5 protein-coding genes are annotated in these 4,354 nt (G+C 64.7%); all 5 read right to left on the bottom strand.

Going from position 1 to position 4,354, the window contains the following annotated elements; translation table 11 throughout:
* Positions 1 to 160: 160 nt before the first annotated feature.
* Positions 161 to 826, bottom strand: a complete 666-nt coding sequence (locus AC32QD_RS08010) for a YggS family pyridoxal phosphate-dependent enzyme (protein WP_492009967.1) — start codon at positions 824 to 826, stop codon at positions 161 to 163.
* Entirely contained in the window at positions 823 to 1,686 is an 864-nt protein-coding gene (locus tag AC32QD_RS08005; protein WP_492009966.1) for a sulfotransferase domain-containing protein, read from the bottom strand. Before AC32QD_RS08005 ends, AC32QD_RS08010 begins: the two co-directional genes overlap by 4 nt.
* Positions 1,683 to 2,522: a sulfotransferase domain-containing protein gene (locus AC32QD_RS08000; RefSeq protein ID WP_492009965.1), complete on the bottom strand. Its 840-nt coding sequence runs from the start codon at positions 2,520 to 2,522 to the stop codon at positions 1,683 to 1,685. The genes AC32QD_RS08005 and AC32QD_RS08000 overlap by 4 nt, the downstream gene beginning before the upstream one ends.
* A gap of 7 nt (positions 2,523 to 2,529) precedes the next feature.
* Positions 2,530 to 3,378: a sulfotransferase domain-containing protein gene (locus AC32QD_RS07995; RefSeq protein WP_492009964.1), complete on the bottom strand. Its 849-nt coding sequence runs from the start codon at positions 3,376 to 3,378 to the stop codon at positions 2,530 to 2,532.
* 105 nt (positions 3,379 to 3,483) lie between these two features.
* Positions 3,484 to 4,354: sulfotransferase domain-containing protein (locus tag AC32QD_RS07990; protein WP_492009963.1), on the bottom strand; the 871-nt coding region annotated here is incomplete at its 5' end.

The following is a 4,354-nucleotide window of genomic DNA, read 5'->3' as shown; positions in this document are numbered from 1 at the left end:
CCTCGATCTCGCATTGCACGGCGAGACGGTGCAATAGGCGCGCCGACAGGCAAGACCGCCTATTCCCACGGGGCGTGCGGGTGGCACGCCCCTTCCTCCGACTGGCCCGGGTGCGGCCTCGTCCCGCCCGGGCCCCTTTTTTCGCGCTGCTGGGCCGGCTTCAGGCCTCGTCCGACGGGCGAGCCCCGAACAAGGCCGACCCGACGCGCACCACGGTCGCCCCAAGCCTGACCGCGGTCTCGAAATCGTCGCTCATCCCCATGGAAAGCCCGGCGATGCCGTTGCGCTCGGCGATCTTGCGCAAAAGCGAGAAATGCAAGGCCGGCTCCTCTCCCAGTGGCGGAATGCACATGAGCCCGGCCACCGGCAGCCGGTGCTCGTTGCGACAGGATGCGATAAACGCATCTGCCTCCGCCGGCATGATGCCTGCTTTCTGCGGCTCCTCGCCGGTGTTGACCTGCACGAAGCAGGGCAGCCGGCGATTGGTCTCGTCGAACGTCTCGCTCAGCTTCCGTGCCAGCTTCGGGCGGTCGACAGACTCGATCACGTCGAAGAGCTCGACCGCGCGCCGCACCTTGTTGGTCTGGAGCGGGCCGACCAGGTGCAGCTCGACACCCGGATACCGCGCGCGCAGATCGGGCCAGCGTCCCTCGGCCTCCTGCACGCGGTTTTCGCCGAAGACCCGGTGGCCCTCGGCCAGCACTGCCTCGATGCGCTCGGCCGGCTGCAGTTTGGAGACCGCCACCAGCGTCACGTCGTCCGGGTCACGGCCGGACTCGCGGGCGACTCGGACGATACGTTCCCTGATCTGCACCAGCGCGCTCATGCCTGCTCCGCAAACCGTTCCGTCTCTTCGAGCATTTCCGGATACCACTCCTGCAGCACGGGCAGGAATTCGGCACGGATATCTGCGACCTGGGCCGACGACAGATCCTCGCGCCAGCCCCCGGGGCGACCACGATGGAAGAAGCGCTCCATGGTCGGGGGGCGCTCGATGAACCCCTTTTCTTCTTCCTGCCGACGCAGCGACTCGAACGAGGCCGCCCGCAGCGCGCGCCCCATCCGGTCGACGTCCACTGGCAGGCGCAGAAACCGGAACAGGCCGCGGAATGCGCGCTCCGGATCGGCGGCCATGTCCTCGTAGCGCATGACATGGCGCGGCAGGCCTGGCGCCCGCGTCCAGCCCAGGACATGCGCGTCCCAGCGGCCAACGAACTCGAGAATGTTCCCGGCGTTGCCATGCATCGCCGTGGCGTCCGCCATGCGGGCCACGGCCTTGTCGAGATCGATGCTGAGATGGCGCGCATAGGAGGGCGCGATGTCGAACGGATTTCGGATCACATAGACCGCCGCTGCCGTGACCTCGGGCGGGATCACGGGCTGCCCATGGAATTCCGCGATCTGGCAATGCGTCTTGACGAAGTGGTGCCCGTCCTTCGAGGCGGCGATCAGCTTCAGCGCCTCAGGGCGGACCCGCATCCAGTCCTCGATCGTCTTGCCGGCATAGCGCCCGCCCGCGGCGCGGTCGAAGAAGTCCTTGCGCACGTCCGAGGTGGTGAACTGGCGCAGGCTGTTTATGTCGAGCGTCTTGCCTGGCGGCTGGAAGTAGTTGGCGAGGAAGGTGCGCAGCCAGGTGTTCCCCGACTTCGGAAATGATGCCAGCCAGACAATCCGCTGGAGGTTCATCGCTCAAGGTACCCGTGCCGCTTCATAACCTCGCCGTGATCGGCCTCGATGCGCCGGACAATACCCTCGGGCAACTCATCGCGCCACTGCCCGACCGTACCCTTGCGGAAAAACCGCGCCTGGGCGGGGCCGCGCTCGCGAAACCCTTCGACGACCTCTTGCGCAGCCAGGACGTCGAAGGCGGCGCGTCTCGTCGCCTCGGCGAGCACCTGCCGGTCGAGCGGCGCGCCCACGAGACGCAGCACCTTCTCGAACGCCGCCTGGGGGTCCGCGTGCATATCTTCATATCGCAGCACCAGCACGCGAAAATCGCGGGTCCGGGTCCAGCTGCGTACGTGCTCGGACCAGGGGCCCAGGAACTGGACCACCGTGCGTGCGTTCGTCGGCACCCTGTTGCCGGGTGCAGCCATCTGGGCGGCGGCCGACTCGAGATCGAGGCCCAGATGATCCGCATACGAGATCACGACGTCCCGCGGATCTCGCAGAATATAGATTGCGGCCCGGGTCAGCGGCGCCGGGATCAGCCAGTGACCGGCAATGCGGATATTAGCGTTATGTGTCTTGACGAAATTGACCGCGCCGCGTCGCGAGATACGGTCGAGATGGCGGCCTCGCACCGCCATGAGCTCGGTCAGGTCGAGCTTTTGCGGATCTCGCCCCGAGAGATCGGCATAGGCCGGCGACGAGCTGTCGCCGAAACTGATCGTCTGCATCTCGTTGATCGAGACGGGTTTGGGCGAGTCGATCAGGTAATTGGCGAGGAAGGCGCGCAACCAGGTATTCCCCGACTTCGGATAGGAGGCGAGCCAAACCAGCGTGCGCAGACTATCGACCATGGCTGCGTCAGTCCTCGAGATATCCGAACTCGCGCATCACCCGGCCATGCTCGCGCCGGATCCGCTCGGCGGCCTCCGCGGACAGCTCGTCGCGCCAGCGCCCGGCGCGGCCGGAATCGAAGAACCGCTCGCTGTGGGCGGAGCGTTCCACGAAGCCGCCGCGCGCCTCCTGGCGCTGCAGCTCCTCGAAACTGGAAAAGCGCACCGCCCGCTCGAGCCGCTCGCCATCGATCGGCACACCGATATGCCGCAGCGCCTTGTCGAAGGCCGCCTGTGGTGCGGCCTGCATGTCCTCGTAGCGCAACGTCAGCACGGGGAAATCGCGGCAGCGCGTCCAGCCTCGCACATGCTCCGACCAGTTGCCGAGAAACTGCGTCACCGAGCCCCAGCCGGGCGCCACCGTGTTGTCGGGGCGACCAATCGCCACGGCGGCCGCCTCGGGCGTGGCGCCGTAGTGCCGGGCATAGGACAGCACCATGTCGAGCGGATTGCGCAAGATATAGATCGCCGATCGCGTCAGCGGCGCCGGGATCAGTTCGATGCCAAGCGCCTTGGCCCGGCAGTTGTGTGTCTTCACCAGGTTGATCTGAGCCCCGTTGGCGACAATGCGCCTGAGCACCTCCGGCCGCAGCGCTACTGAGCGGCGCGGATCTCTCAGGTCGACGGGACCACCCGCCACCATTCGATAGGCTTTCTCGATCGCATCACCCATACCAATCCGGTGCACCTCGTTGATCGGCATCGGCTCCTTGCGGTCGAGCAGATAGTTCGCGAGGAAAACGCGAAGCCAGGTGTTGCCGGATTTCGGGTAGGAGGCGAGCCAGACGATGCTCTTGAGGATCTGAGCTGGCGTCATATTGTCCCGATCACGGAATGGATTGATCTTCGACTATATCAGGAGGGATCCTTCTTAGAGAAGCCCTCGCGCTGTGGATCCGGTTTTGCCCCGGCAAACAATGCCTCACAAATACCCGAAGCTCTTCATGACCGACCCGTGATCCTGGCAGATCCTGTTGGCAAGGTCGGCAGGCATCGCGTCCCTCCACTGACCAGATGTGCCGGTGTGAAAGAAGTGGTCGCTGTTGGTCGAGCCCTCGACGAATGGTTCGCGTTCTTCCTGCCGACGGAGCTCCTTGAACGAGGAGTGCCGAACCGCCCGCTCCAGACGTTCCCTTTCTACGCGGATCTCCATCGATTCCAGAGCGCGAGTAAAGGTCTCATGCGGATTTGCCACCATGTCCTCGTAACGCAGGGTGACTGACGGGAAGTCTGAACAGTTTGTCCAGGTTTCTACGTGGGTGGACCAGCTACACAGGAATTGCTTCACCTGATCGCCGCGTCCCGCGGTCGTGTTGTTCTCGTCCGCCAAGGCCTCGATCACATGATTCAATGACCGTCCGAAATGACGCGCGTATGACAGCGCCACATCGCGCGGATCGCGCACGACATATATCGCGGCGCGGGTAAGTTGTGGCGGGATCAAGTTGACGCCGAACACGGTTATCCGGGCGTTGTGGGTCTTGAGCAGATTTACATTGGCCCCATTTGCGACGACGCGTTGCAACACTGAATTGCGCAGGCGCAGCGACTCTCGTGGCTCAGACTGAGCGAAGGCGCCATCCGCGACAGCTCGGTAGAAGCTGACTGAGGCGTCCGACGCTCCCAGGCGCCGAATCTCGTTTATCGGCAGCGGCTCCTTGGGGTCGAACAGGTAATTCGCCAGGAAAGCTCGCAACCAGGTGTTGCCGGATTTCGGGTAGGAGGCGAGCCAGACAATGCTCTTGCCGGCGCTCTTCTGCTGGGCAGTCCCTGGTCGCGTCCTGGGCATCTGG

The organism is Thermohalobaculum sp., assembly GCF_058622915.1.
Note: the sequence above shows the minus strand (reverse complement) of the source record. Positions and strands in the feature narration are given on the sequence as shown.